15 protein-coding genes are annotated in these 23,612 nt (G+C 65.4%); 5 read left to right on the forward strand and 10 right to left on the reverse strand.

All coding sequences use genetic code 11. From position 1 onward, the window contains the following. Positions 1–146: 146 nt before the first annotated feature. From K1X74_07700 to K1X74_07710, 3 genes are all read right to left on the reverse strand, one after another. Entirely contained in the window at positions 147–3,098 is a 2,952-nt protein-coding gene (locus K1X74_07700) for a hypothetical protein (protein MBX7166218.1), read from the reverse strand. Beyond that, positions 3,095–3,643: a MarR family winged helix-turn-helix transcriptional regulator gene (locus tag K1X74_07705; GenBank protein MBX7166219.1), complete on the reverse strand. Its 549-nt coding sequence runs from the start codon at positions 3,641–3,643 to the stop codon at positions 3,095–3,097. The genes K1X74_07700 and K1X74_07705 overlap by 4 nt, the downstream gene beginning before the upstream one ends. A gap of 136 nt (positions 3,644–3,779) precedes the next feature. Next, on the reverse strand, positions 3,780–3,920 hold the full coding sequence (locus K1X74_07710) for a hypothetical protein (GenBank protein ID MBX7166220.1): 141 nt from the start codon (positions 3,918–3,920) through the stop codon (positions 3,780–3,782). 72 nt (positions 3,921–3,992) lie between these two features. On the opposite strand from K1X74_07710, the gene K1X74_07715 reads away from it, so the two are divergent. Continuing rightward, positions 3,993–5,048: an ELKS/Rab6-interacting/CAST family protein gene (locus tag K1X74_07715; GenBank protein ID MBX7166221.1), complete on the forward strand. Its 1,056-nt coding sequence runs from the start codon at positions 3,993–3,995 to the stop codon at positions 5,046–5,048. Positions 5,049–5,246: 198 nt separating this feature from the next. Then, positions 5,247–6,116, forward strand: coding sequence for a rhomboid family intramembrane serine protease (locus K1X74_07720; protein MBX7166222.1), 870 nt, complete (start codon positions 5,247–5,249; stop codon positions 6,114–6,116). A 12-nt stretch (positions 6,117–6,128) separates the two neighbouring features. On the opposite strand, the gene K1X74_07725 is transcribed toward K1X74_07720, so the two are convergent. Both K1X74_07725 and K1X74_07730 read right to left on the reverse strand, forming a co-directional pair. Beyond that, a complete protein-coding gene (locus K1X74_07725; protein ID MBX7166223.1) occupies positions 6,129–7,916 on the reverse strand; it encodes a redoxin domain-containing protein in 1,788 nt (595 codons plus the stop codon). Positions 7,917–8,005: 89 nt separating this feature from the next. Continuing rightward, the gene (locus tag K1X74_07730; protein ID MBX7166224.1) at positions 8,006–11,776 is read right to left on the reverse strand and encodes a c-type cytochrome; all 3,771 of its coding nucleotides are present in this window, start codon (positions 11,774–11,776) and stop codon (positions 8,006–8,008) included. Between the two features lie 350 nt (positions 11,777–12,126). Here K1X74_07730 and K1X74_07735 point away from each other — a divergent pair, with 350 nt between their 5' ends. The 3 genes from K1X74_07735 (at position 12,127) to K1X74_07745 (ending at position 16,262) form a co-directional block, all read left to right on the forward strand. Next, on the forward strand, positions 12,127–14,124 hold the full coding sequence (locus tag K1X74_07735) for a peptide ABC transporter substrate-binding protein (protein MBX7166225.1): 1,998 nt from the start codon (positions 12,127–12,129) through the stop codon (positions 14,122–14,124). Positions 14,125–14,154: 30 nt separating this feature from the next. Then, positions 14,155–15,129 (forward strand): ABC transporter permease, encoded by a 975-nt coding sequence (locus K1X74_07740; GenBank protein ID MBX7166226.1) that lies wholly within the window; start codon positions 14,155–14,157, stop codon positions 15,127–15,129. Between the two features lie 137 nt (positions 15,130–15,266). Beyond that, the gene (locus K1X74_07745; protein MBX7166227.1) at positions 15,267–16,262 is read left to right on the forward strand and encodes an ABC transporter permease; all 996 of its coding nucleotides are present in this window, start codon (positions 15,267–15,269) and stop codon (positions 16,260–16,262) included. Positions 16,263–16,284: 22 nt separating this feature from the next. Here K1X74_07745 and K1X74_07750 read toward each other — a convergent pair whose 3' ends face one another. The 5 genes from K1X74_07750 to K1X74_07770 form a co-directional block, all read right to left on the reverse strand. Then, on the reverse strand, positions 16,285–18,801 hold the full coding sequence (locus K1X74_07750; GenBank protein MBX7166228.1) for a putative Ig domain-containing protein: 2,517 nt from the start codon (positions 18,799–18,801) through the stop codon (positions 16,285–16,287). A 237-nt stretch (positions 18,802–19,038) separates the two neighbouring features. Next, a complete protein-coding gene (locus K1X74_07755; GenBank protein ID MBX7166229.1) occupies positions 19,039–19,902 on the reverse strand; it encodes a hypothetical protein in 864 nt (287 codons plus the stop codon). Between the two features lie 303 nt (positions 19,903–20,205). Beyond that, on the reverse strand, positions 20,206–21,675 hold the full coding sequence (locus K1X74_07760) for a hypothetical protein (GenBank protein ID MBX7166230.1): 1,470 nt from the start codon (positions 21,673–21,675) through the stop codon (positions 20,206–20,208). 237 nt (positions 21,676–21,912) lie between these two features. Then, positions 21,913–22,887 (reverse strand): hypothetical protein, encoded by a 975-nt coding sequence (locus K1X74_07765; GenBank protein ID MBX7166231.1) that lies wholly within the window; start codon positions 22,885–22,887, stop codon positions 21,913–21,915. Beyond that, a complete protein-coding gene (locus K1X74_07770; GenBank protein ID MBX7166232.1) occupies positions 22,877–23,557 on the reverse strand; it encodes a sigma-70 family RNA polymerase sigma factor in 681 nt (226 codons plus the stop codon). Before K1X74_07770 ends, K1X74_07765 begins: the two co-directional genes overlap by 11 nt. Positions 23,558–23,612: the final 55 nt, after the last annotated feature.

Raw genomic sequence — 23,612 nt, forward strand, 5'->3', positions numbered from 1 at the left:
TCCTCGCAGAAGGCAGGGCCTCGCACGAGCGACGGGGCCCCCTCAGACTCCTCGCGGAGAGAACCCTGAGACCCCTCGTGGAGAGAACTTCGTGGCGAGAAACAACGGGCGGGCGGTTGCTGGCTAGCAACGAAAGCCCATTAATCTTAGTCGGCTGTGGCGCGGCTGTCATCTCGGCCGACCCAGCCATCGTCAATCCAACCCGTTTGTTTTACCCCGCTTGCCGAGGGGGAAGAAACCGAGCCTTTTGACCCGCTGCCAGGATTCTGCCGCAGCTCCCGCCGAGCGGGCTTCCAGGCCTGAGGTACGGTTTTTTTCTCCGGGGGGCCGTTCGCCGGGTCTTTCGCGACTTCCGCTGGTTGGCGAGGGGCAACTGACACCTGGTGCGAAACCTTGCGCAGCAGCGGGGCCGCGGCCTCGGGCTGGGGCAGCTCTTCCTGTGCCGGCGGCTCGACGCTTTCCGGCCGTGAGCCCGACTGCAATTCAGCAGGCAGATCGGTCCACTCGGGACCGACGGTGTTCTGGCAGTCGTCGCCCGAGAGATGTTTCGCCGCGAACGAGTCGCCGGTGATCGCGCCCGGATCGATCCACATGCCGTGCTCGTCGAGCAGGATGGTGCCCAGATCGAAGTCGAGCGAGACGCGCTGCACCTCGGTGTTGACCCACACGCTCAGAAAATCGTTTTGCACGTTGAGCAGGTCGCTCAAGGCCGAGAGCAAGTCACGGGCCGTGGTCGCGCCGAGTTGTTCACTCGTCTGGCCGGGCTGCGGCGGCCGTTTCAGGTTAAGTCGCGTCAGATCGACTTGCTCGAGCGCGACGAGCACCGCCTCGCGGCGGAGCTCGAAATTGAGCGCATTGAGATCGATCGTCCGCAGCGTCAACCGCAGCCCTTGCCGGATGCCGTCCTCCGAGGCGTAGTAGTTCCGCCGGGCCTGCTGGAATTCGATCAGCGATTGGCGGTACAGATTGCGTTCGGACAGCCGGGTCAGCGGGGCGTCGAATTCCAGGCCCACGCGCAGCCGGCCGGTCGTGTTGCGGAACCGGAAGGGATTGTCGTCGGTGCTGCTGATGTCGCCGTCGAAGACGAAGTCGACGTCGCTGCGCAGCTGGTTCGCATTGAACTCGATCAACCGCCAGCTATCGACCAGGCTGGCCCGGGCATTCATCAGGTCGAGCCGGTTGACCCGCGCGATGCGGAACGCCTCGTTCGCATCGAGTTCGACGCGGATCAGGTTGGTGCTGTCGAGGCGGATGCGCCCCTGGACGAGCGACAATTCGAACAACTCGTCGGCCAGATCGCTCAGCAGGCCGATCAACTGTTGCCGCACCTCGGGTCGGTCCGCCGCGGCCTCTTGGGCGAGCTGCTCGACGCGCGTGCGCGTGTCGCCCGAGCGCTTTTGAAAGTCGGTCAGATCGCGCTCTAGCTCCGCGAAGCGTTCGGCCAGTCGCGCCGAGTCGTACGCACTGCGATCGACGTCGCCGCGTTTGACCTCTTCGCGGCCGATCAGCCGGTCGAGCGTCTCGCGACGACGGGGCAAGGCTTCGCGCAGCGTTTCCATGTCCCGTTCGACGATCGCCAGGTGCGCGGCTTCGAGCCGGGCACCCTCTTGCGCGGCGCGAATGCCCGCGGCGAGGCCGCCGGACTCGGGATCGTCGGTGCGCAGTTGTTCGAGCGCGTCGAGCACCGTGTTTTGCGAGTCGGTCAACTCCGGATCGAGCAGATTGAACTGGTCGAGCAACCGATCGTTGATCTCCAGCAGCAAATTGGGCGGCAAACCCAGGTTGACCTTGTAGGCGTCGAGCGCCGTGTCGAAGGCGGCCTTGGTGTTGAGCAGCACGCTTTGCGCATTGAACAGCGCCTGCCGCGTCTGCTCGACTTGCAGACGGTTGTCGATCCGGCCGGCCTCGTATGCGGCTTCGAGCTGCGCGAGACTGGCCCGCAATCCGGCGACGTTGGCCTCCTGATTGCGGATCTGCAGTTGGTCCTGCAGCAGGCCCAGATAGCCGTTGGCCTGGGCCGCACCGGCGCCGCCGGCAAACCCACCGCCGCCGCCGCCACTGCCGCCCGCGCCGCCGACCCGGCCAAAGCCGCCCGTACCGATCCCGGAGAAGCCTTCCAAACCCGAACCGCCGAAGAAACCACCGCGGCGTTGCGGACCCTGGCCCGGATCGCGGCCGGTGTAGACATTCACGAAGAAGCCCTGGCGATAGCGCTCCATCTGCCGCACGTTGGCCAGCAAGGTGCGCTCGGCCAGCGTCAAGCGTTCCAGCACCACGGCGCGGCTGCCGGCACGCAACAGTGGCTGCACGAACGTGAACGCGGCCAGCGTGTTGGCCTGATAGCTGTCGGGCCCGGAGAGCTGCCACATGATCTGGTTGGCCAACCCCACGACCAGCGTGCCGCCGCTGGCGAACAGCCGCGTGGCCTGCGTGGCCACCGGTGCGCGGGCCGGCGTCTGGCTGCGCAGCCGCAGTTTGCTGGCCGAGCCGAAGCTGTTGAGGGCCTCGCCCTCGCTCTGGTAATCGATGCCGTAACCGGCGAAGAACTGCGTGTCGAAGCGGAACCGCTCGAACGCCACGTCGAGCGCCGACAAGTAGAGCTGTTCGAGTTGATTTTGATAATTCCGCGAATTCAACCGCGCCACGTCGACGGTCCCGCGCAGATCGAGCACGAGCACGCCGTCTTCGTTGGTCGGCAAGAAGGCCGCCCAATTCGGGTTCTCGGCCGTATCGATGTCGCCGTTGAGATGCCAACAGCAAAAGCCGTGCTTGTCGTCGACACAATGCATCAGCCGATGCGACACGGGATCGTCGGGTGGCATCGCGGGTGCCACCTTGCAAGTTGGATCGAACAACCGGGAACGCGAGTCGATATTGATCGAGTAGTCCTGCAAGTCCCAGCGGGGATCGTTGATCTTCTCGTTGATCCGTGCGTAGGCGTCCAAGTCGGCTTGCCGCAAGGCAAAGGCCCGGGAGCAACCCGTACCGGCGAACAACGCCGTCCCCACGAGCAAGGTGGCCGCCGCGAGCACCGCCCGGTAGACGACGTGTGCGATCACGCGCCGCAAGAACAGCCCACGCGTCGAGGAGCCATTCATGGCTGGGCCTCCTCGACTTCGTGGTCGAGGGACACGATGCGCAACGCCGGCGCACCGGGGTCCTTGATCGCTATTTGAAAGTGACGCAGCGCCGCACCCAGCTCGCGAACTTCGGCGGCCGAGACGTGCCGTTCGGCGTCGGCCAGCCAAGGCTCGAGCCGCGCCAACACGGCATCGAGCAATTGGCGGCCCTGCGACGTGGGCAACCAGACTTGGCGTCGGCGATCGCGCGGATCACGATGACCGGCGATCAGCCCCCGTTGCTGGAGCCGCTCGACCAGCGCGCTGATCTGCGCCGCCGACACGCCCAGTTCGGCGGCCAGCTGGTTTTGGTGCAGGCCCGCCGGCACGGCCGACTGGCAATTCCAGAGCAAGCAGAACTCGACGTCGCCCAGCCCGGCCGCTTCGGCCCTGTGGGCCAGGGCGGCGCGCAGCAGCCGGCTGCATTGCGTCGCGCGCTGCACCAGCTCGCCCCACGGCGCAAACCGCTGCCCCGCGGTGAGCGGAGCCGTGGTTGGTTCGCTTTGCGTCTTGCCGTTGGCCACCGGCCAAACCTTTCGCGTCGGATACACCCCGTTACGGCTGAAAGATTCGGCATTGAACGATTCCGACTTCAACGATTCTGACGAATCGAGCGGTGGGGCACGCCGCGTGACGCGTGTCGCAGCGAATGGATCGCCGTCAATCCAGGTAGTTTTCGCCTTCAGGGCAGTTTGCGGAATCTTGACCGCCTATTCCGGTCGGCCTAAGATCGACGAAGGCGATGAGCGACGTAAGTCCTTGCGCAATCGTGTCCTGAGCAGGCTCGGCCAGCTCCTTCACGCGGCAAAATCGTCTAGCTGTTCGCGCCAACTTCTTCGACGAGCACACCGGTTCGATGAGCACACTGGGTCGATGAGCACACTGGGCAAGGTCTTCGCCGGATTGGTCATCGTGGCCGCCCTGGGATTCTTCTTCCTGGGCATGCTGGCGCTGCAGGCGCATCGCTCGTGGGGTGAGGCGAACGAGAATGCCAAGCAGCAGCTCGAACAGGCCATCGAACAGGTGAAAGTCACCCGCTGGGGGCAGCTCCAAGGCGGCAAGCTCGTCAAGCCGGGCATCGTGCAGAAAGTCGCCGAGCTGCATGGGCTGCTCGTCGATCGCGGTCGCGTCTGGTACCAGGTCACTCCCAGTGCCGTCGATCCGATGACCGGAGCGACCAGCGTGGAAGTGGCCAACCCCAGCCCGCATCAGATTGTCGGCGGATCGATCCTGAACGTGTTCGAGGACAAGCCGCGCGGCGAGGGGGGACAGTTTCTCGGACAGTTCCGCGTGACGGGCCTCGAAGGCGACACCAAGGTGGCGCTCGCCCCGGCGATGACGATGAGCCCCGAGTCGCTCCAGCGCCTGGCTGCCAGCCAGGCGGCGGGTGGCACTTGGACCATCTACGAGCTGTTGCCCCGGGACCGTCATGAGCTGTTCACGACGCTCGACGACGAGGCGCAAAAGGCCCTGTTGCCTGCCGAGACGGTGCAGGAGTATCTCAAGGACGGGAAAGACGCCGATCCGAACGATCCTCAAGACCGGCAGGTCGATCGCAAATACGTGCGCCGGCTGCGCGATTACAACGTGCTGTTCCGCGATCTCGATCAGCAAATGGCCGTGCTCCGCGATCGCGTCGCCTCGGCCGAGGTCGACCAGCAAAACATGGACGCGGCGCTGGCCGACGCCCAGAAACACGTCGAGTTCGAACGCGCCACGATCGCCTCGCTGAAGACCGAGCTGGCCGAGCTGCAGGCCGAGCTGACGGCCGTTACCAAGCATCGCGAGACGCTCGAGGCCGGGCTGGCCCAGACGCGCGCCGATGTAGCGCGGCTGGTCGAGGCCAACGAGCAGCTCGTCGATCAATTGGCGGCCCAGCAGGGCGTGGTCCGCGCGCCGGGCGACCGCGCCGATTACGAAGAGCCCTGATCTGGCTGGGCCATCTGCCGGCGCTGCGCCACCGAGCGGCACGCTGGCACTCTTGAGTTGACCCGTCGCGGCTCAGGCGCGCAAAAAATCGCACCTTTCCGCTGGAGTGCGGCGGATCGATTGCGCGGAAAATGTTAGGATTCGGAAGCGGCGCGGCAAGTTCATGCTGCGCGTCGCCGCCTCGAGGGCCTGGGCCGGATGGGACTTTACGACCGCGACTATTTGCGCGACGAAGACGACAGCTCGTGGACGCGCGGGCGATCGATGGTCGTCAACCTGATCATCGCCAACGTGGCGGTTTATCTGCTCGATCAGCTCTCCGCGGCCACGCCCGGCGGCGGGCGATGGCTGAGCGACTTGCTGTCGTTGCGCGTCGGCACTTTGACCGTGCCGTGGGAGTGGTGGCGATTCCTCACTTGCGGGTTCGCCCACGCCCCCGACGACATCATGCACATCCTGTTCAACATGATCGCGCTCTACTTCTTCGGGCGCGACGTCGAAGCCGTCTACGGCCCGAAGGAGTTCTTGCGCGTCTACCTGACTTCCATTGTGCTCGGCGCCGTGGTCTGGGCCGGCGTCGAAGCGCTGCAAGGCGCGAACCCGCAGACCAGGATGCTGGGGGCATCCGGCGCCGTATCGACGGTGCTGGCGCTGTTTGCCTGTCATTTTCCCAACCGCACGATCCTGCTGGGCATGTTCTTGCCGGTTCCGGCGTGGGCGGCGGTCGGGCTGATGTTCATCGGCGACATCCTGACGGCGACCGGCGCCACGCACAGCAACGTGGCCGCCGCGGTGCACATCACCGGCTTTGTGTTCGGGTTCATCTACTACCGCACCGGCTGGAACTTGGGGCGCGTCCTGCCCAACTGGTCCCGGACCGTCAAGCTGCGGCGGTCGAAGCTCAAGCTGCACGATCCGGGCCGCGAACCGCAAGACACGCGCTCGTTCGAGGCCCGCGTCGATGCGGCCCTGGAGAAGGTGCTGCGCTCGGGCGAGGCAAGCCTGACGGCGGAAGAGCGCAAGCTCCTCGAAGAGGCCAGCCGGCGCTATCAAGCCCGCCGCCGGTAGTGGCGCGCGGCGCTACTCGCTCGCGGCATCGGCCTGCGCGGTATCTCCGTGTTCGCCCACCGGCGAGACGGTCTGAAACACACCGAACATCATTTCTTCCCAGGTCTGCTCGCCGAAATGGACTTCGGCCGTTGGATCGGGGTTCGCCGGGTTATCGGCCGAGTTGTCGAACCGCGCATAGCAATGCAACCGGCTGCCGCTCGGCACGAGCAGCGGCTCGGCCAGGTCGTAGCGCAACTGCCAATTGAAGTCGTAGCGCGGCACGTCGAGCAACACCTCGCGACTGCCGTCGGGTCGCTCCAGCTCGAAGCGAAACGCCTTGCCGCGCAAATGCATGTGCGGGGCCAGGTTCAAGAGCAGGGTGTCGGTCTTGAAACGGCGCTTCGATGCGAGCGCATAGTCCGGGTCGCCGGGCGGAATGCGGATGCCGATGTTGCCCGTGATCTCGTTGTGCACCTCGCGCTCGACCTGGTCGGCCGGCACGAACTTCAGGCCCAGGTAGCTGCGGTCGGTCGTTTCGTAACCGACCGGCGTGTAGTGCATTTGAAACACGATCTTCGAGCCTGCGGGAATGCGCAGCGCCGTTCCCTGTGGATAGACGAACGGTGGCGAGCCGGGGGCATATCCGGCAATCTGGTTGGCCACTTGGCTCATTTGCCGGTTGCCGCCGGGCGGGATGAAATAGGCCAGGTGATGATGTACGACCGCACGGTTGCCCGGCCGCGCCTCGGCCGCCTGAACCCAGCGATCCTCGGTGAAGCCGGGGTCGATCTCGTAATTCTGATAATCCATCACCCCCGTCGCCGGAATCGTGCACGGCTCGTCGCTCATGTAATACACCGCGTCGGGCTCGTCGATCTGCCAGCCGGTGGCGAATTGCCGAGGCGACGGCAGCTCGGCCGCGTCGCCCTCGGGCGTGCCGTGGTCGATCCAGGCGAACAACGTCGCCAGCTCGGCATCCGACAGTCGGGCCTCGTTGGCAAAGCGGCCATGCCGGGGATCGGCAAACCAGGGCGGCATTCGCCGCTGCGATACGACTTCGCGAATCATCGGCGCCCAACCCGCCACCTCCTCGTAGGTGGTCAACGGGAACGGCCCGACCTCGCCGGGGCGATGGCACGACACGCAATGCGCCTGTAAGAGCCGCGCGACCTGGTTGCAATACGTCACCTCGCCGTGCGGCTCGACCGTCGGGACACGACCAATCAGGCAGCCGGGCGCCTCGGTCTCGCTTACGCTCACGGCCTGTCCCGCGAGCAGTTCATCGAGCGCGATGGCCAGGTCGCGGCGGCCGACCTGGGCCCGTTGCACGCCGACGCCGTACTGATCGTCGATCCGCCCGTGATAGCGCACCGTGCGGCCGGAATCGAGGACGAACACCTCGGGCGTGCGCGCGGCGCCGAGCCGGTCGATCACATCGCCGCGGGGATCTTTCAGCAGCGGGAACTCGATCTGCTGCTGTCGGGCAAACGCGCCGAGCGCGTTCAGCGAATCTTGGCGATTGGCGTTGATGGCCAAGAACTGCACGCCGCGTCCCTGGTACTCGGTCGCCAACTCGACCAGCCGTCGGGCGTACAGCTTCACCAGCGGACAATCGTTACCCAACACGGCGACGACCACGACCGGCCGATCGGCGAACTCGGCCAGGGACCAGGTGCGGCCGCGAAAATCCGTCAGCGCAAAGTCGTCGATCTGGCGTCCCACGCGGGGCGCGGTCGCGTCTTCGGCCTGGCCCAACGAAACGCCCGTCAAGAGGCCCACGCAGACGATCGACGCCAACCAACCGCAACACGCGCGCATGACCTGGACCCTCGACACAGGGAAAAAACGGCCACTTGTCGAATGCGATCTCGATCCTAAGTCGGCCAGCGCGACGGGTGAAGTCTCGCTCAGTTGGCCGGCGGTGAATTCAAGTAGGCAAACAAGTCGGCAATCTCCTCGAGCGTCAGGTTGTTGAACAAGCCCTCGGGCATGGCCGACTTGTTGCTCGGCACCAGCTCTTCAATTTCGTCCTTGTTGATCACGACCTTGTCGCCCGTCGATTGCAGCACGACCACGGCGTCTTCACCGGCCGAACCGATGATCCCGGTAAAGCTGCGGCCGTCGGTCGTCACCAGGGTCTTGCTGGAGTACTGGTCGCTGATCACCTGCGAGGGGAACAGCACCGACTCGACGATCTCCTTGCGCTGGAACCGGCGGCTGACGTTGGTCAGGTCGGGACCGACGCCCTCGCCGCGTGCGCCAAAGCGGTGGCATTTGACGCATTGCGACTTTTCGAACACCAGGGCTCCGCGCTTGGCGTCGGCCAACTGGGCATGCGTGCCTTCGAGAGCCTCGAGCAGCACGTTCATCGTCCAGCGTCCCTCGGCGCCCTTGGCCAGTTCGGCCGGCGGCGCGTTGGGATAGGTCGCGGCGAACCACTGCTGCCAGGGGGCCAAAGCGCCGCCCGATCCGTCGCCCGACGCCTCGGGAGTCTGGCCGCTCCATTTCTGGAGCAGCGCCTGCACTTGTTTCACGCCGTCGTCACCCATCCGCAGCCCGGCCAGGATCACCTGGCGGATCGGCTCCGGCTCCGTCGGCACCACGTCGGACTCGGCCAGCCGCACGAGCACCTCGATGGCCGCGGCGCCCTGCAGCGAAGGTAAGGCCCGAATCAACAGCGGCCAGTTCTCGCTGCCCGGGTCTTGGGCCAGGCCCATGGCCAGCTCCTGCCGGCGATCGGGCTGCTGCTCGTAACACTCGCGCAAGTAGGCCATGGCCTGCGGATGCTTGCTGCGCCCGAGCACTGCGATGATCGCGGTCGCCAGCGGCCTGGCCCCGCTACGCGGGTTATTCAGCAGCGCGCGGTCGAGGTCGATCAGCCCGGCGACCTGGTCCAACTCGAGCACGTCGGGCAGATCGGCCACGGCGTGCATGGCCGTGGCGGGCATTTCCTCGGCCCGGTCGAGAATCAATTGCCGCACCTCGTCCGAGGTCCCGGCATACACGTCGCGAATGAAATTGTCGATGTAGCCTTTGAAGCTGTGACCGCCCTCGATGTCGCGGGTGTTTTCGTAGAACTGCAGCAGGGCGAGCTGATACTCCGGCGTCCAGCCGCGCGTCAGAAAGCGCAAATGGCCTGCCAGGTGGATGCGCTCTTCAAGCGGACCATCGCCCTGCAATTCCTCGATGGCCCGGGGCAAGAACGACTCTTCCTGCGTGTAGACCAGAATGCGCACCAACTCGCGGTTCATCCGCGGCTCGAGTGCCGGGTATTCCTCGGCGCACAAGGCGCGCAGCTCCTGAACCTCCGGACCGGTGACTTCGCCTTTGATCATCGCGACTTGCACCAGCCGCAACAGATCGAGGAAGTCCGCGTCGCTCAGTTCGGTGCGCAACAGCTCGGTGCAGCGTTCGAGAATCTGGTCGCATGTCGGGCGGTCGGCGTTCAAGATCAACAGGGCCAGCGAGCCCTGAAAAAACACCCGGTTGTTTGGGCTGTCGAGCACGCGCGAGCGCCAATCGTTGGTCGGCATGCGTTCGAGCGCCCGCCGCGCGGCCCAGCTCACATAGCGATTGGGCTCGGCGATCAACTGCAAGAGCTTGTCGACCGGTGCGCCCTGACCGCTGCGCACCAGCGATTCGCAGGCTATGCGACGGACCGCGGCATCCGGATCGTCGAGCAGGGACACGAGTTGACCCCGCGTTTCGTCACTGAAGTGAATGCCCAACAGATAGGCTGACTTGGCGCGGACCTCGGGGTTCGCGTCTTGCGCCAGCTTGATCAAGAACCGCGGGGCCGGCGGAGGGCCGATCAACTGCATCAGGTCCATCGCCCGAATCCGGGCCTCGGGCGGTTGGCGCGGATCGTCGGCCACGGCCGCCAGCTCGGGACTCCACTGGTCGCCCAACTCGAGCTTGAGTTTGGCGATCTTGTTGCGTCCCCAGGCGGCGTTCAATTGCGGCTGGTCGATCGCCAGCATCACGCCCTGCTGCTCGGGCCGCGGCGGCACTTCGCCCTTCCAGACGATTCGGTAGATGCCCCCCTCGGTATTGCGGCCGCCGGTCGTGAAATAGAGCCACCCGTCGGGCCCCACGCCCAGGTCGGTCACGTTGAGCGGGCGCCCGGTGAGAAACACTTCGCTGGTGGCGCGGTAGGTGCCGCCCGACGGCTTCATCTTCACGGCCAGGATCCGCCCCATCGACCAGTCGGCGATGAATAAGGCGTTGTGGTACCGCACCGGGAACATGTAGTGGTTGTAACACTCAACACCCGTCGGCGAGCCGCGGCCGACATCGACCACCGCGCCCAGGCTGTCGTAGTAATAGTCAGGCCACTTCGACCAACCGCTGCGCCAGCCGAACTCGGCGCCGGGGATGCAATGATTGACCCGCGTGGGCCGGTACCACGGCAGGCCCACGTCCCATTCCATGTCGGAGTCGTAGGTGAACAGTTCGCCCTGGCGATTGAACACGATGTCGTACGCGTTGCGGAACCCGCCGCAATAGGTCTCGACAAAGCTGCCGTCGATGTCCGTGCGAATCACCACGCCGCCAGGAGCCTTGACGCCCACGGCGTGCCCGCCGGCGTCCTCATACTTGGGCTGCACCAGGTCGCCTTCGAACCAGCCGTAGTGCGGGCTCGAAGCGGCCGGCTCGACCTCGGCACCGGAATGGTTGCCGATCACCAGGTAGATCAACCCGTCGGGGCCGAGAATAGGCGCGTGGGGGCCGTGCTCGCCCATGCCGCCGCGGAACTTGAGCAGCGTCTTGACCGTTTCGGCCACGCCGTCGTTGTCGGCGTCGGTCAATTTGCAGAAGGTCGTGCCGTCGGGACCATCGCCCACGGCGAAGACGGCGCCGTTGAGACAGAGAATGCCCTGGCAGTTCTCCATCTTGTCGCAATAGACACTGACTGTGTCGACCAGGCCATCGGCATTTTCGTCCGAGACGCGCTGCAGGGGGCCACGCTCGCGCGAACAGATGATCTCACCCCGCTCGTTAAAGGCCATCGCTACGAGCGAGCCGGTCAGGTCCGGGTGGACCACGCGCTGCACGCTGAATTCGGCCGGCAGCGTGAAGCGCCCGGCCGGCTCGGTCGTCCCGCCGGAGCGCACCTGGTCGCCCCAGGGCGCTGCCTGGCCGAGCTCACCCAGCGACTGCGCCGGCTTCCACGAGCGGTCGTTGAACTGTGCGAGTTCCCAATCTTGCTGCTCTTCGACGCTCGAACGCCAGGAGTTGTCGCTGGAGAACGACTGTTCGGTGTTGCCGGCCCGTTTGACGATCAATCGGGCCACGAGGCCCGCCGCGCCGGGGCTGGCGTTTTCGGCCCGCACGGCGACGACGTTCTTGCCACCCCCGAAATAGGGTTTCAGGTCGTACTGGTCGAGCTTCTGCCAACTATTGCCGCCACCGATGCGCCGTCCGTTGACGTACAGCTCGTAGCGATCGTCGGCCGTGATCTCCAGCAACGCCGTTTCAGGATTGCCGATCGGCACGACCTTACGAAAGAACACCACACCGGCCGGAGGGGTCTGACCGCGATAGTCCGGCGACCAGATCCATTGCGCCTCGCCCGACTCGTTCTCCTGCGCGACCGCTACGCCGCACATGCAGCTCGCGAGCAATGCGCCGAACAACGCACCGACAGGAAAATGGCCACGATGGTTGAAGCGCCTCATGCTGACCTCGTTGTCGCGGAGTAGTGATTTGTCGCGGTGGGTGGGCCAATGGTTGCCCGAAATACGACCCTGCCCCAGGGCAGAAAACTTGGCCAGATTACCACTTGCCGAACATCGCAAGCAACACGTACGTAGCATGCAAGTGCTTGCCTGCCAACGCTGTGGGTTTATTGACCGGTTTGTTCGGAATGGTTTACGCTGGCACGCGCCGAGGGCGGCAAGGCGGTCGATTGCCGGGTTTGCTCGGCAAGGTGGCTGCGCCGGGGTGCAAGCAGGTCGCTGCCGCGGGGGTCGCGCGGTTGTTTCGGCGCGGCCGCCTGAATGGCCCCAAGTGACGGGAGGAACGCAAGATGGGTCGGATCGGGACGAGAAACATTGCCGCCGCGCCGCTGCTTGTGCTAGCACTGCTCCCCTTGGCCGGTTGCGGTAGCAGCGAGCCAGACCGACGGGCCACCACGGCGCAGGCGCCCCAGGCGACTGCGCCGGATGCCCCGCCGCCGGCCACGCTGGACGATCTCAAAGAGCTGCTGCCGCCGGCCGACGCAGCCCCGCCGCAATTGGTCGATCCGGAACACGTACCCCCCTTGGCGGAGCTTGACGCCAAGGCCGGGTGGCGCGACCAGCCGGTGCTCGACCTGCTCGCCGAGATGCGCAAGCTGCAGGCCACGGAAACACCGCTGGCCACCGTGGCCGAGGCGCTGGCCTTGCGCAACGTCTCGAAGGAAGACAACGCCAAGATTCTCAGCGCGCTGGGCCGGCTGCCGGCCAGCGACGCGGAGGCGAATTTCGACGCCACGATCAACCGCCATCTGCTGGGCGACGTCAAGTCGAACAATCCGTTGTTGATCAACTCGCGCGAGGAGTTCGACGTCCAGGGCCTGATCTCGGCCGGCTTGATGGGCTTCGACTGGAACATGAATCCCTGCGCTTCGAAAGACTCGGTCGTCAGTTGGCAGACCAGCGCGGACGGGATGATGGACAAGATCGTGATGCGCAACGATTTGTTCTGGTCCGACGGCGTGCCGATGACCGCCCACGACGTGGCCTTTTCTTTTCGCACGATCCTCGATCCGGAGATTCCGATCCCCGCCGTCCGCGCCGGCACCGACAAGATCCACCACGTGCACGCCTACGACGACTACACGCTGGTCTACTTCCACAAGGATGCCCTGGCCACGAACGTCTGGAATATCAACTTCCCGATCCTGCCGAAGCACATCTACGAGTCGACGATTCCCGAGGACAAGTCGCTCGTCAGTAGCGCGCGGCACATCGAGCTCGAAAACAACCCGGTCGTGGCCGGGCCCTACCGGATCGCCTCGCGCAAGTTGCAGCAAGAGATCGTGCTGGAGCGGCGCGAGGAATACTACCTGCGCGACGGCAAACCGATTCGCGAGAAGCCGTATTTCAAGACCATTCGCTTTCGCATTATTCCCGACCGCAGCACGGCGCTGCTGGCGATGAACAAGGGCGACATCGACGAGCTGGAACTGCTGCCCGATCAGTGGCAGTCGCAGACCGGGGGTAACGATTTTTACCGGCTCAACACCAAGGCCTCGGCGATCGAGTGGACCTTCTTCTTCTTCGGCTGGAACTTGAAGCGCCCGTATTTCGACGACGCCCTGACGCGCCGGGCCATGTCCTATGCCTTCGATTACAAGGTGCTGTTCGAGCGCCTGCTCTACGGGCTCACCGAGCCGTGCACGGGCATCTTCTATAAAGACTCGTGGATGGCCCCCAAGCAGCCGACCGGGCCCTACTACCAGGACCTCGACAAGGCCGAGGAGCTGCTCGCGGCGGCCGGCTGGGCCGACCACGACAACGACGGCGTGCTCGACAAGCTGGTCGACGGCAAGCCGCTGCGGTTCGAGTTCACCTTGCTCGTGCGCAACGAAGATCTGCGGATCAAGATCTGCAACTTGCTGCGCGAGAACCTTGATCAATTGGGCATCGTCTGCAACGTGCGGCCGCTCGAGGCCACGACGCTGCAGCAATTGACCTTCGACAAGCAATTCGATGCCTACTACGGCGGCTGGGGCACCGGCGCCGATCCCGACACCTCGGAGAACATCTGGGGCACCGGCCAGGAGCGCAATTTCGTCAGCTACTCGAACCCCTTAGTCGATCAGTTGTTCGTCGCGGCTCGCAAGCAGTTCGACCGCGACAAGCGCGGCCTGCTGTACGGCCGCCTGCACGAGCTGATTTATGCCGATCAGCCGTACACGTTTTTGTACTATCAAAGCGCTTTCTACGGTTTCAGCAAACAATTACGCGGCTACCGCTTTTCGCCGCGCGGCCCGTATCACTATGGTCCCGGCTTCGGCTCGATCTGGAAGGGGCGCGAGTAGGGCCCGCGCACCGCGGCTCCCACGATCGACATGGCTACCTATCTGCTGCGCCGCTTCCTGATCGGACTGCTCACGCTGTTTCTGATCACGTTCCTGATCTATGGGCTGATCCGCGCGATGCCCGGCTCGCCGATCACGCTGATGAACGAGGACCCGAGCCGCGCGCTGAAGCAGGAAGACATCGACCGGATGAAGGCCTTTTTCGGCCTCGATCAACCCTGGTACGTCGCCTACTGGAGCTGGCTGACCAAGGTGGCCCAATTCGATCTGGGCACCTCGATCTCGCAAAAGCAGCCCGTGGCGACGCTGATCCGCGGGCGCTTGTGGCCGACGTTGCTGTTGTCGATTTCCTCCCTGCTGCTCACCTATTTGTTGTCGATCCCCTTGGGGCTCGTCGCCACGGTGCGCTCCGGCCGTTGGGACGAGCGCGTCACCAGCACCCTGCTATACACGCTCTATTCGTTTCCGGCGTTCGTGGCCGCGCTGCTACTGCAGATGTATCTCGCCGTGCGGCTCGATTGGTTCCCGCTGTTCGGCATGCAAAGCGATCAATACGCCGAGCTGAGCACTTGGGGTAAGTTCCAGGATCTGGCCTGGCACGCGGCCTTGCCGATCACCTGCTACACATATGGCAGCCTCGCCTACTACAGCCGGTTCATCCGCTCGAACATGCACGAGGTAATTCGCCAGGACTACATCCGTACGGCCCGGGCCAAAGGCGTCGGGCCGGTGCGCGTCGTGTTGCACCATGCCTTTCGCAACACGCTGATCCCGTTAGTAACGCTGATTGGACTGACTCTGCCCGGTCTGCTCTCGGGCAGCATCATCCTCGAGCAGATCTTCGGTTGGCCGGGCATGGGCCGGCTGTTCTTCGAAGCGATCCTGATGCGCGACTATCCGACGATCATGGCCGAGACGTTGATCTTTGCCGTGCTCACGCTCGCCGGGCAGATGCTGGCCGACGTGTTGTATGCCGCGGTCGATCCGAGGGTCAGCTTCTCGTGAGTACGACACCCGGCACCACCGCGCCGCTCGCCACGGCTTCGTCTCCCGGCAATGCACCGGCGGGCACCGTGCCTGAACCACCGCCGATCGGCTACTGGGCCGAGGTCTGGCGGCGTTTTCGCCGCCGCAAACTGGCGATGGTCGCGCTGGCCTACGTGCTGTTTCTTGTGGTCCTGGCCGCCGGCGCGCCGCTGATCGCCGGCACCAAGCCGATCGTGTGCTACTACAAAGGCCGCCTCTATTTTCCCTGCCTCGGCTACTTCAACACGGCCTGGGAAAACCCGGTCTTTCAACGCGACCGGTTTCGCCGCGTATATCCGCAGAGTCTCAAGACCAAGGACCCTGACAGTTGGGCCGTTTGGCCGCTGTTCTACCAGGACCCGTACCGTCGGGTCCGCGACGGCGAATGGCCCGATCGTCCCGGCAATCCAGCCAGCGGTCCGCCCAACCAATGGAATTTCTTCGGCACCGATCCGAACAGCTACGACGTCTTTGCTCAGATGGTCCACGGCACCACGATCGCGCTGCTGGTCGGCTTTGTCTCGGTGGGCATTGCCGCGGCCATCGGCATGGTCGTCGGCGCGCTGTCGGGCTACCTGGGCGGCTGGGTCGACATGCTCTTCAGCCGGCTTACCGAAGTCGTGCTGTGCGTGCCGTCGCTGGTACTGATCCTGGCGCTCGTGGCGGTGATCGAAAAGCCGACCATCTGGCACACGATGGTCATCCTGGGCTGCACGCGCTGGACCGACATTGCCCGGCTCACGCGCGGCGAGTTTCTGCGGCTGCGCGAGAGCGATTTCGTCACCGCGGCCCGGGCCATCGGCGTCGGCGAAATGCGGATCATGTTCCGTTACATCCTGCCCAATGCGCTGGCGCCGGTGCTGGTGCCCATCACGTTCGGAATTGCCGGCGCGATCCTGATCGAGAGCTCGTTGAGCTTTCTCGGCTTCGGCGCACCGCCGCCGAATCCGAGCTGGGGGACGCTGCTCAACTACGGCCGCACCAACCTGCAGCACTGGTGGTTGATCGTCTTTCCCGGCACGGCCATCTTCCTGGCCGTGTTGGCCTACAACCTGATCGGCGAAGGCTTGCAGGAAGCCACGGACCCGCGCCTGCGCGGCAACGGCAATTGACGGCGCCGTGTGCGCCGCGCGACTAGTTCGGCGCAGCGGCGCTCTCGAGCCGCTGGAGCTCGGCCCGGGCCGCGGCGGCACGCTCGGCTTCGCCTTGGCGCTCGTAACAGGCGATGGCCTTGCGCAGTAGGGCCATGCAATACTCGCTCGGCTCGTCGAGCCGTTGCCGGGGAACCTTCGGTAGCAGCGCGTCGTAAAATCGGGCCAGCTTCGGGCCCGTATCCGGCAGCTTGTCGCAAAGCAGCTCGATGCGGTCGACCAGCTTAGGCACGAACTGACCTTCGGTCGGAAATGCCAGCACGATGCCGCTCAACCCCTGCACGGCCGCGGCCTGCTGGTTGTCTGCGGCCAGCAAGTCGGCGAGCTTCAGGCCCGCGTCGGCGGCCAGATCGGGCCGCTGCGCTGCGACGTACATGTTCAAGAGCTGCTCATACATGTTCCGTCGCAGCTTTTCGTCTTCGGCGTACGACGTCAGGTCTTCAAACACCTTCCAGGTGAAATCGGGAAACGCCGCGAAGGTCGTAAACAGCCCGTCGAGCACGCGGCGGATCGCCTTGGAGTATTGCGGTTCGCCGCGGAGGGACCGCGCGAGCCGGGCCGCCTCGAGCCAGGCCGCCTCGTTCCAGGGGTCGATCTCGAGCACCTTTTCCAGGTAGTCGAGCTGCTGCACCGGTTCGAGCGGCGGATCGCGCCGCACCAACATCGGATAGGCCCGCATCAGGAGATCGGCATGTCGATGAGCCAACGGGCTCGTGCCGGCGCTGTGCAGCTGCATCTCGAGTTCGCGATCGGTGATCGGTTCGCCGGTGCGCGGGTCGGTCAACGTGCCGATGTAGTAATTGTCGCCCCGGTAGCGGCCGTGCGACTTGAGCTCGAACTTGATCGCTTGCGGCGTGACGCTGGCCAGCTCGACCCACATGACCCAGGCGTGATACTGGCCCGTGCGCCCCTGGCCGCTGACGTCGGCGGCGGGCACACCCAGGGACTTCGCCACCCGTGCGGCGTAGTCCGCCTGCAGCGAACACACGCCACCCAACTGGCGAAGATTCTGCAGCGTGTAAACCTGGTTGTTCATCCGCGCCTGGCGCGAATCGGTCTTGAGCATGAGCATGTCGTAGGGGCAATCGTGGTAGCACTTGCCGATGCCGACGCGCTGATTCAAATAGTTCGCCAGGGCCCATTGGCGGTCGGCCAGGGGCGTGGTGTGATTCACGACGTGCACCAGGAATTCCCAGGGCAGGTAGCGAATGCGCCCCTCCATCAGGTCTTCGGTATCGACCAGGTAGCGAAAGTTCGCAAGCGCGCCCATCGGCTCGGGCGGCGCCGTGGCCTGTGCGCGGCGGATGTGTTCCTGAGAATCGATGATGCCCGCCGTCTTGCGGTCCCAGACTGTCGCCGTGGCAATCACCAACTCGCCGTACGGCTCCATTGCCTGGGGAAAGTTCTTCCACAGGTTGGCCACGAGATTCAGCGCCTCGGGCACGTCGTCCCAATCCGAACGCAGCGCCGTATACAGCTCCTCCTTGAAGTCGCCGTGCTGATTGAGCCATTTGTCGATCGCGTCGCGCTCGTCGCCAAAGGCCAGCCGCATGGATTCGGCTTGTTCGTTGGCAAACTGCTCGGCAAACAGCCGCCGCACGGCCGCGTAGTCTTTCGGCTTGCGCGCCAACAGCCGATGCTCGTCGAACAACTTGCGCAGGCCCGCCACCAGCGGCGAGTCGCTCGCGGCGGCCACGCGCGGCAGCTCAGTCACCGGCTCGTCGACCACGGGGAGCGGCTCGTCGGGCATGGTCTCGGTCGGCTGCGGCGCCGGCGCGTCGGCGACCGGCTTGCGCGGCGTCACGGTGATCGAAAACCGCACCGGCTCGCTCTCCGCGTCGAGGCTGTCGCGCACGCGGACGACAAAATCGTAAATATTGTCGGGCTCGGCCCGTTTCGTGCGCCAGACAAAGTCGCCGCTACGCGTCGAAATCGCCGCTTCGTCGCTGGCGCTTTCGAGCAAGTCGAAGGCCAATTTCTGCTGCGGCAAATCCGGATCGTGCGCCGCGAGGTGGATTCGCACCGGCTGACCTTGCTCGATCGAGATCGACTCGACCGGGTCGAGCACCGGCGGGGTGTTGTGCTCGTCGACCTGCAGCAGGATTCGAGCCTCGGCGCGGCGCCGGTGCCCCGCCGCGCGCACGCGCACCGGATATTCTCCCGGCCCTGCCTCCTCGGGCGGCGTCCAACTCAATCGACCCGTACGTTCGTCAATCACCAGGCCGATCGGGCCTTCGAGCAAGCTGAACTGCAACTCGCCGGCGGGAATACCCCGGCTCTGCACCGGCAGATCGAGCGACCAGGCCGTGCCTTCGGTCAGCGTCTGCCGCTCGAGCGCTGCCACTTCGAGCAGGTCGAAACCGCCGGTGCTCCAATAGAAGGCCAGTCCACCGAGCATCAACAGGACCAGCACCCCGGCACCCGCGAGCACGAACAACTCGGGCCCCAGGCCGCGCTTGCGCCGCGGCGCGGGCGTCCTCGACTTGGGCGACGCAGGCAACGAGGAGAAATCCAACTCAGACCCGGCCGTTGTGGGACTGGGCGCAGGCTGTGCTCGGTGCGGCGGTCGCTGTGGATCCGGGAGACGCGATGTGGACATGGAACACAAGCCATGCGAGGCTGTCCGCCGGCGGCGCGAGCCGCGAACCAGCGGCGCTTGCCTCTATGGTCGCCAAAATCGGCGGCCGGGCAATGCACCGGGAGGAAATTGCCGGACAGGGTGCACGATCGGCACCTTCTAGAAACGACGCTGTGAGCGTCGCGGCCGGGCCAGAGCCCCCTGTGCCCGATCTTCGCTCGACTCGGCAGGCAGTTCCTCGTTGGCCAACATGGCCGCAAGCAACCCCTGCGTGTCGTCGGCCACCCGCGACATGCGAACCCAGGCAAAGGGTGGCAAGAGCCCCACCCCGTCGAACAACAGCTCGGGCAGGCAACCGAGGATGGCCGAGGCCAGGTCGGACTGGATGTCGGCATTGGGCGACGCGTGGGGCGGAATCTCCCAGATCGCGGCCAGGATCGAAGCGAACACTCCGGACCAGATCGCTTCGGAGTCGGCCCGGCGCATCTGTGCCGCCAATTCGAGCGCCCGCCGCCGATCGACGGCATATTCGCCCGACTCTCCCCAGGGCACCATCCGAGCCACGAGCAAATCGCTCCAACGCTCGGCGCGCCGGCGCAAGCGGTCGATGGTCACGGTTTGTTGCAGCGTCAGCGCGGTGCCGTCGAGCAACAGGTGCAACGCGCGATTGCGCGCCTCGAGATGGCCGATGTAGATGCTGCGGGCAATCGGCTCGGCTTCTCGCGCGCCGCGGCGCCGATCGTGGGCACACAGCACGGCGCTCCACGAACGCGTGAGCACTTCGCCCGTGAGGATCTCAATCAGCAGCGCGGGGAGCGATACGCCGCGAGGCGCCTGTTCGCGCTGCGCGGCGGTGACGAACTTGAACAGCTTGAGCGAGCGATTCCAGCGGTCGAGACGGCACTTGGCCGTCGACCAATACTCTCCCAGGCGGCGCGGTTCGATCTCGCCGGCCGTTTCGACCAGCGCCGGGCCATGCTTGGCGAGCAGCACGGCCAACTGGACTAATTCACGCGCCAACATGCAGGGGGTCGACCGGGGAGGAGATGAGATGAGCGCCACGGGCGGGCCGGAAGCCGCGCGGCGCGGGCGGGAGAGCCCGAGGGGACGAAGGCTCTCCCGCCACGGCCGTGCTGCTTCAGGAGCGTTGCAAAGCAAGGGCAAAGCCGGTGCCGGGAACAGCCGAGAATGCGCCGGGACAGCCGCAAGCCACGACACAACAACGAGTTAAACGGCCGGAATCCATCGCGCGCAGGCCCCAGCCGGCGCCGGCCATGTGGCGAAACGGCAACATGCGTGCTGCCTGGAATCGGCGCGCTGGGCGCCTTAGAGCTCGCGCCGGGTACTGGCCCCTTGTCGGGCCGCGTGTTCCTGCGCGGCCCGGTGTGGTCCGCGCAGCGTGGCGTGCGGACCGGAGAGCGTGGCACCCTCGGGAAGCGGCGCGGGCAGCGCCGTCGCTGAATCGCGACGCGCGACGCGCAGATGTGCGGCCAGCGGCGCTAGTGCCCCGGCAGCCCAAATCCAGGCCAGCGGCTCGATCGGCAAACGGAATCGCACCGAGGAGATGGTCAACGCGTGAAACGCAGTGACGGCCAGAAAGATGACCACGCTCGGCCACAGCACGCGGATGCGCGACCACGTCGCCAGCAGGCCGGTCGTCCCCAGCACCAGCCATGCGACCGTCGTCACGCGAAACACGGCATTGGCCGTGCGTGGATTCGTTTCGTCGAACAACAGAAAATAGCGCAACCGCGCCAGACACAGCCGAGCATAACGATCGGGTTGCGTGCGAATGAAATCCACGGCGCGTTGCCCCAGCCACCGGCAGCGCTGAGGCTCGCCGAGCAGGGCCAGTTGCCGATAGTCGGCGGGCGTGAGTGCCACGTCGTCGATATAGCGCGTAGCGAGACGAGCGCTTTGCACGGCTCCGGCCCGCGCGGCGAGGCTGTCCTCGCGCTGCGCCGTCGCAGCACGGCTCGCCTCGGTGGGCAGTTTGTCGGTGCCCAGGCTCAGCGGATTGTTACCCTGCCAGAAGGCATAGCCGAAGGTCGACTTGATGAAGACCAGCTCGCCGTGAACGGCGTAGTTGCGCGCCAGCCATGGCGCGATGACCAGCGCGGCAGTGGCCACCGTTAGCGCCAGCCGCTTGAGGCCCGCCGTCCATGACAGGCCCTGGCCGCGGTCGGCCAGCAGCCGCGCCAGCGCCGCAATGGGCAACGCCACGGCCAGAATCGGTTCCCAGAGCAGCAACCAGCCGGCCGCCGCTCCAAACCAGAGCGGCCCTCGCCAGCCCGATGTGCCGGCGCGCTGCGCCAGCCACAACACGACGAACAAACACAGCGTGATCCAGACGACGGGCTGGATTTGCGCGACCGCGTAAAGCTGCGTTGGATGCACGGCCGCCAAGAGCCCGGCGAACCAGCCGGCGGCCGGCGACTCGGGAAACCAGCGTGCCGCCAGTTGCGCCACGAGTACCACGCAAGCAGCACCGGCCAGCGCCTGGAGCACTTGCATTAAATACAGCGACGCGAGTCCCTGACCGCAGAACGTTTGCACCGCGGCCAACAGCAGCGGGTAGCACGGCGCTTGTTGCGACGTGGGCCCTTCGCTACCGAGAAAACGAATGGCAAAGCCCTTGCCGGCCAGCAGGTTGGCGGCGATCTGGCCGTGCTCGAAGGTGTACGGCGGATGCGCCGCATCAGCCAGCAGCCACACGACCGTCAGCCGCGCGGCCAGCGCGAACGCCGCCAAGGCAAACATTCCGCGCCACGACAGCGCCGCAAGTGGCGCCGGCACACGCACATCGTCGGGACGAGGCCGATCGGAATTCACGGCGACACGCGAAGTGGCGGTCTGAAACGCTCCCCCGGCAATCGACGGGGGCGGCGGATTCTAGACCTGCGCTGGCTGCCGCCGCTAGAGCGAAGCGTACGTCGTGCGCGGATGAAAACCGGCGGAGACATGCTGACGCTAGCGTGCTAGCAGCGCTCGCGAGCGACCGTGTGCCGCGGTTGCGAGTTGGGCAGCCGCGCTCTACCGTCCCATCGCATCCTGCAGATCGACCGCCCCGTACCCGAGGACGACGTCGTTCGCGTCGACGCCCGGGGCGAACTGGCCCCGGCGGTTCACAAAGATGTTGTCGCCGCGGTCGCACGTCAGGCACGACGGCAGCAAATCGACGTGGCCGTCTTCATACCAGACGTTCACGCCGTGACCCCCGTGGCTCAGGGGTGCCGCACCGCTGGCCAGCAGCGTTGCGGCCGGCAGATCGGCGCGCTGCCGGCGCGGCGAATCGGCCAGCACCGGGAACGTCGAGCGATGCAGATTGCGCGGGGAGCGCAACTCCTGGTTTTCATAGTAACCCAGGCAATAGCTGTAGCTGCCGCTTAGGCGCTCGCTGAGCTGGGCCAGTTGCTCGCGCGTAGCTCGTTCGAATTCCTGGCACGTGGGCAGCTTCAGAAACTCGTTGTCCGACATCGACGCGGGGCAGACCAGGGTCTTGGGACACTCGAGGTATCCCAATTCCAGCATCCGCGGCGCGAACATGCTCACCAGCGCCAAGCGGTCGCGCACCGGTACGTCGGGAAAGTATCCGCAGTGGCGTTCGCTGTAATTCAGCAGTGCATTACCGATCATCTGCAGTTGGAACTGGCAACCGGCCATCTGGCTGACGAGCCGGCTGTGATTGACGGCCGGGAAAAACAGCATGCCGGCGGCGATCACGATCCCGGCGGCGACACTCAGGTCTTGCGTGCGCCAACGCTGGGCCTGACCGGCAGGTGCCTCGCACAGCAGCGCGGCGCGGTGCCGTACGAACTCGCAAGTGCGCGACGCCAACCGCGCAGGCGGCTCAAAAGGCTGCCCGTCGTGCGCAAGCGGCTGCAACCCGCGCTTGAGGACATCCAAGTCCCGGCGCAGGGCAGGATCGCGTGTCAGGTGGGCTTCCAGGCGTTCGCAGTCAGTTTTTTCGAGGGCGTTGAGCAGGTAGCCGAGCAATTCATCTCGCATCGGTCTGCTGTTCTCCGGCGCTGTGCGGACCCGCTTCATGATCGCGGGTCCACGAGTCGTTCAGTTTGTAAATCGCGGTGTGCAGGCGGCTCTTTACGGTCCCTACGGGAATCGCCAGCACTTCGGCCGCTTCGCGATACTTGAGGCCTTGGTAGTAAATCAAGTTGACTGCCGCTCGCAACGGCTCGGGCAAGGCGGCCACGGCCTGCCGGATCCAATTGCGGCGTTCGGTGGCTTCGAGACTGTCCGACGGGCTCGAGTCGCGATTCTCCAGCAACTCGACCAGCGAACTGGCGTCGCGATCGTCGCCTGCGCTGTTCGGTCGGTCCAGGCTCACCATCCGGTGGCGGCGGTTGCGGCGCTGGGCATCGATCGCCTGATTGGTGGCGATCGTATATAGCCACGGCCGAAACCGTCGCCCTTCCTCGAACTGATCGCACTTCAAGTGCACCTGTAAAAAGGTCGCCTGAAACGCGTCCTCGGCCATCACGGGGTCGTCCAGGTAACGCCGCAGGTAGCTGTACAACTCCTGCTCGTAACGGTGGACCAACTCCTCAAAGGCTCGGCGGTCTGCCCGGCTACGGTAACGCAGCAGCAGCTCCTCGTCCGAGACCGTTTTCTCACGGTCCTCGAGGACCGCGGAGTTCATACCTTTCGTCGTGGTGGCCATCATTTCTTACGTCTTATACGCAGAAGGGTTCTCGCCGGTCGCAATTAATTCGCCG

The organism is Pirellulales bacterium (assembly GCA_019694435.1).
In the GTDB taxonomy this organism is placed as follows: domain Bacteria; phylum Planctomycetota; class Planctomycetia; order Pirellulales; family JAEUIK01; genus JAIBBZ01.